The organism is Anaerotruncus sp. G3(2012) (assembly GCF_000403395.2).
GTDB lineage: Bacteria > Bacillota > Clostridia > Oscillospirales > Ruminococcaceae > Anaerotruncus.
On sequence record NZ_KE159666.1, the window covers coordinates 1 to 4781 of the forward strand.

General features: G+C 63.1%; 3 protein-coding genes. All 3 read right to left on the reverse strand.

Annotated features, from left to right (window positions below):
* Positions 1–894: 894 nt before the first annotated feature.
* Genes C814_RS11800 through C814_RS11810 form a run of 3 tightly spaced genes read right to left on the reverse strand, consistent with a single transcriptional unit; the run spans position 895 to position 4399 of the window.
* Positions 895–3153: a xanthine dehydrogenase family protein molybdopterin-binding subunit gene (locus C814_RS11800; protein ID WP_016318064.1), complete on the reverse strand. Its 2259-nt coding sequence runs from the start codon at positions 3151–3153 to the stop codon at positions 895–897.
* Positions 3150–3605, reverse strand: coding sequence for a (2Fe-2S)-binding protein (locus C814_RS11805; RefSeq protein WP_016318065.1), 456 nt, complete (start codon positions 3603–3605; stop codon positions 3150–3152). Before C814_RS11805 ends, C814_RS11800 begins: the two co-directional genes overlap by 4 nt.
* Entirely contained in the window at positions 3602–4399 is a 798-nt protein-coding gene (locus C814_RS11810; protein WP_016318066.1) for an FAD binding domain-containing protein, read from the reverse strand. The genes C814_RS11805 and C814_RS11810 overlap by 4 nt, the downstream gene beginning before the upstream one ends.
* Positions 4400–4781: the final 382 nt, after the last annotated feature.

Sequence of the window (4781 nt, forward strand, 5' to 3'; positions counted from 1 at the left end):
CCCCCTTGAAGAAAGGGGGTGATGCTTATGGTTACATATGCGGAGCTGTTCCAGTTCTGCCTGGTAATTCTGGGCGTTGTTGCTCTTGTGTTAGACGCAACAAAAAAGAAATAACCGCCACCCTCACAAAGTGACGCGGTTATTTCTGCACACTCAAAGGGGCTGACCGTCTGTCGGCAGCACCTTTCTTTATATTTATTATATACTGTAATCTGGACGCTGTCAAGCGTCCTTTTTTGATTGACTGGAGCGCTTCCATGAGAGAATAATGGCCCGGCTTTGCCCACTTGGCCTAAGCCGGGCCACAAGGCTCCTCTTCACAGCGTTCGAACCGATCGGCGCACAAGGCTTGCTGGGGAGCTCGGCCCGATCGAGCACTGTGTAGTGGGGTTTTGCGGCACAGCCTGGGGCGAGCGGACAGGGCCGGTCTGGACAAAAAACAGGTTGAGGCGGGCACTGACATGCGTGTCTTTTCCACCCAGCCAAAGGCGGGCACCCTTCCGGGGGTTCCATAAGGGGGATACCCCCTTATGTGTGCTTTTTACCTTGCTTTTTGCACAAGCAAAAAACAAGCCGTCCGCCCGGACGGGACCGGGCATCCTCTGCCGCTTGCGGCACACTTCTCAAAAAAGGTAAGGTACAGCACCGCTGTACATCCCCCGCCATCGTCTGGGGGCATCCAAGGGTGCAAATCAGCCCTGAGCATGAGCGCTTGTCTGGGGGCGCGGGGTTTTTTAAGGGGCGTCGCCCCTTGAATGCACTTTTGGTCCCTTTTCGTGCATCCGAAAAGGGACCCGCCGCGCGGGGGCGGATTCCCCGCATCCCCTGCCGCCGGAAGGCGGACACCTATTCAAAAAAGGGGGAGAAAAAGGAGGGGAAGACCCCCCTCCTTTTCTAAATCAACCTCTCCGGTTTGATCGGCAGCTCGCTGCACCAAACCCCGACAGCATTGGCGACCGCGGCCGCGATGGCGGGTCCGGGGGTATTGATAACGATTTCGCCGATCGACTTTGCGCCGAACGGGCCGGTTGGCTCGTAGCTGGGCATGAACTCGACACGGATGTCGGGAAGGTCGAGGCGGGAGGGGATTTTGTACTGCATAAACGAGTCATTGAGCATCCGTCCATGAGCGTTGTACTGGATATCCTCCCAGAGCGCCATGCCGATCCCCTGTGCAACGCCGCCCTGTGTCTGGACGGTGGCAAGGTTGGGATTGACGACCGTACCGCAGTCGACAACCGCGACATAATCCACCACCGAGACTTTACCAGTTTCGGTATCGACCTCGACCTCCGCAAAACCGGCCATGAGCGGCGGCGGGGAAACCGGGCTGGAATGGGTGGCGGTGCACTGGAGCCACTCCCCGTCGCCGACGACCAGCTGTTGCGCGAGGTCGGAGAGGGAGATTTTGAGGTCGGGGTCGGTCTTGGAGACGACCTGCTCGCCATCGAACATCACCTGCAATACCGGCACGCCCAACCGGTTGGCGCCCTGCTGGCGGATTTCCGCCGCAAGTTTGGTGCTCGCCTTGACCACCGCCATCCCGGTAAGATAGGTGGTGCCGGAGGCGTACGACCCCTTGTCGAAGGGGGAATGGTCGGTGTCCACCCCGTCAACGGTGACCCGGCTGACCGGGCAGTGCAGCACCTCAGCCGCCATCTGCGCAAGGATGGTGTCACAGCCGGTGCCCATATCGGTGGCGCCGATCATCAGGGTATAGAACCCGTTGTCGTTCAGGCGGATCACAGCGGAACAGGTGTCGATATTGGCGATGCCCGACCCCTGCATACTGATTGCCATCCCGACCCCGCGCACCGTATGGCCGTCCACCCGCACCGACGGGAACTTCCCCTCCCAGCCGATCAGCTCCCTGCCCCGCCGGATACAGTCCTCCAGCCGGCTGCTGGCAAGCGCGCCATCCCCGTACGCCTCCATTGGGTCGCCCACCTTGGGGATGTTGCGCAGCCGCAGCTCTACCGGGTCGATCCTGAGCCGGCCGGCCAGGCGGTTGGCCAGCGATTCGAGCGCGAAACAGCCCTGTGTCGCGCCGTAGCCGCGGAACGCGCCCGCGCCCATCGTATTGGTATAAACCACGTCGTACCGGAACCGGAACGCCTCGGGGGTGTAAAGGGCGATCGACTTCCCCCCCACCAGCCCGATCGTGGTGGGGCCATGCTCGCCGTAAGCGCCCTGGTTGGAAAGCGCGTACATGTCGATGGCGCGGACCCGGCCGTCCTTGTCCGCACCCATCCGGACGGTCACCCGCATCTCGTGGCGGCTGTTCGACCCGGTAAAGCTCTCCTGCCGGGTAAATGCCATCCGGGCGGGCCTGCCGGTTTTCATCGTGACCACCGCCGGAAACAGCTCGCTGCACATCGTCTGTTTGGCCCCGAACCCGCCGCCGATCCGCGGCTTGACGACCCGGACCCGGCTCTGCGGGATGCCCAGCGCCCGCGCGATCTGCCGCCGGCAGTGGAACGGGATCTGGGTGGAGGTCAGCACGTTCAGCCGGTTGTTGTGGTCCAGCCAGGTGTAGGTCCGGAATGTCTCCATCATCGCCTGTGCCACCGCTTTGGTGTGGAACGTCTCCTCAACCACCACGTCGCATTCCGAAAAAACCCGTTCGAGGTCGCCGCCCGACCGCTCCCCCGATGCCACGAGGTTGCGCTGCGGGTCCCCGCCGACCGGGAAATTGTTGAAATAGTCCTGTTCCGGGTGAACCACCGAGGGATGATCCAGCGCGGTTTCGTAGTCGAGCACCGGGTCCAGCTGCTGATAGTCCACCCGGATCATCCGCAGCGCCTGGTCCACGACCTGCTCGCTTTCGCCCGCCACGATCGCAACCGGGTCCCCCACATACCGCACGAGGTCTTCGAGGATATACCGGTCGTACGGGCTTGGCTCGGGGTAGCTCTGGCCCGCCTGTGTAAACCGGATTTTCGGGAGGTCGTCGGCAGTGAGCACACAGGCAATCCCGTTGAGGCGCCGGGCAGCGTCGGCCCGGACCGCCATGACCCGCGCGAACGGGTGCGGGCTGCGCAGCACCTTGACGGTCAGCGCGCCGGGCGGGATGAGGTCATCGGTATAGACCCCCTTGCCGGTGGTGAGGGCGCGTGCATCCAGCTTGGGGATTCTGCGGTTGACTGCGTTCATCGGTCTCCCCCTTTCAGGAAGGACATCACTGCGGCGAGCTGGGAGGTATAGCCGGAACAGCGGCAGAGGTTGCCCGCGAGATAGGCGCGGACCTGCTGTTCATCCGGGTTGCGCAGCTCCCGGCGCATGGCGAGGACGGTCATGACCAGCCCCGGGCTGCAAAACCCGCACTGTTCGGCGCCGCGCGCCGCGAGGAACCGTCCGAACTCCTCGGCCTCGGGGGTCACCCCTTCGATGGTGGTGACCCGTTTCCCCTCCGCCCGGGCGGCCGGATAGGTGCAGGAAAGCACCGGGTGCTCGTCCACCCAGACGGTGCACAGGCCGCAGTTGGAGGTTTCGCAGCCCCGCTTGACGCTGACGAATCCCTGTTCACGCAGAAAGTCGAGCAGCATCATATCCGCGGGGACGTGCCTGTCGAACTGTCTGCCATTTACGGTCAGTTTGATCCTCATTGTTTCCCCTCCCGATGCAGAATCTCTTCAGCCGCCCGCCGGACCAGCACCTGTGCCACCTTGCGGCGGTAATCCGCCGAACCGCGCAGGTTGCCCGCGTAGCCGAGCGCCTCTACGGCCCGGGACGCTGCCTGCAAATCCCCGGCGGCAAGCGCGGCTTCCGCTTCGGGCACCCGCACCGCGCGCATCGGGCGCGCCCCAACCGCGACCGACCAGCCGGGGCCGCATCTGGAGACCGCCGCCCCCACGGCCGGGAAATCGGTGGCTGTATTGCGCATCGAACAGCAGGCCGCGTCCCGGCCGTCCAGCCGGATCCTGATGCCGGTCAGGATGTCCCGCGCCTCCCGGTTCCGGGGCAGCGCGAAAAAGGCTTCCAGCGGCATCCGGCCCGCGTGGTACAGCTCGACCTCGGTGTCAAGCACCGAAAGGGCGGTCAGCAGGTCGGAGAACCCCGCCCGCATCCAGACACTGCCCCCAACGGTTGCGCAGCTGCGGAACTGCACCCCCACGATCCGTTCGACCGACCGCGGCAGGATCCCCCCGAACAGGCCGCGCAGCGCCGGATCGGTCTCGAGCTGCCGCAGGGTCACCATCGCGCCGATCTCCAGCCATCCGTCCCGCTGCTCAATCCAGTCCAACCCCAGCCCGCTGAGGTCGATCCCCGTCCAGAAGCGTTTGCGCGTCATCTTCAGCCATCCGCAGCCGCCCAGAATCACATTCGATTTGTTCTTTTGCAGCGCACTGTACGCTTCCTCCAGCGTTTGCGCCATCAGATAGGTCTTGATTGTATACACGTCTCGTCTCCTGTCCCTCGTTTGATACGTCTGTTGCTTTTTTTCGTGCAGCGGTGCACTTTACTTCTTTGTGCAGCTGCGCAGCACCTTGCCTTTTTAAGAGGTGTGCCGCTTGTCAGCGGCACAGGATGCCCGGTCCCGCCCGGGGTAATGGCTCTTTTTGTGCAGCTGCGCGGCACCTTGCCTTTTTAAGAGGTGTGCCGCGAGCGGCAGAGGATGCCCGGTCCCGTCCGGGCGGACGGCTTGTTTTTTGCTTGTGCAAAAAGCAAGGTAAAAAGCACACATAAGGGGGTTCCCCCTTATGTATCCCCCAGAAGGGTGCCCGCCTTTGGCTGGGTGGAAACGACACGCATGTCAGTGCCCGCCCCGACCTGTTTTTTGC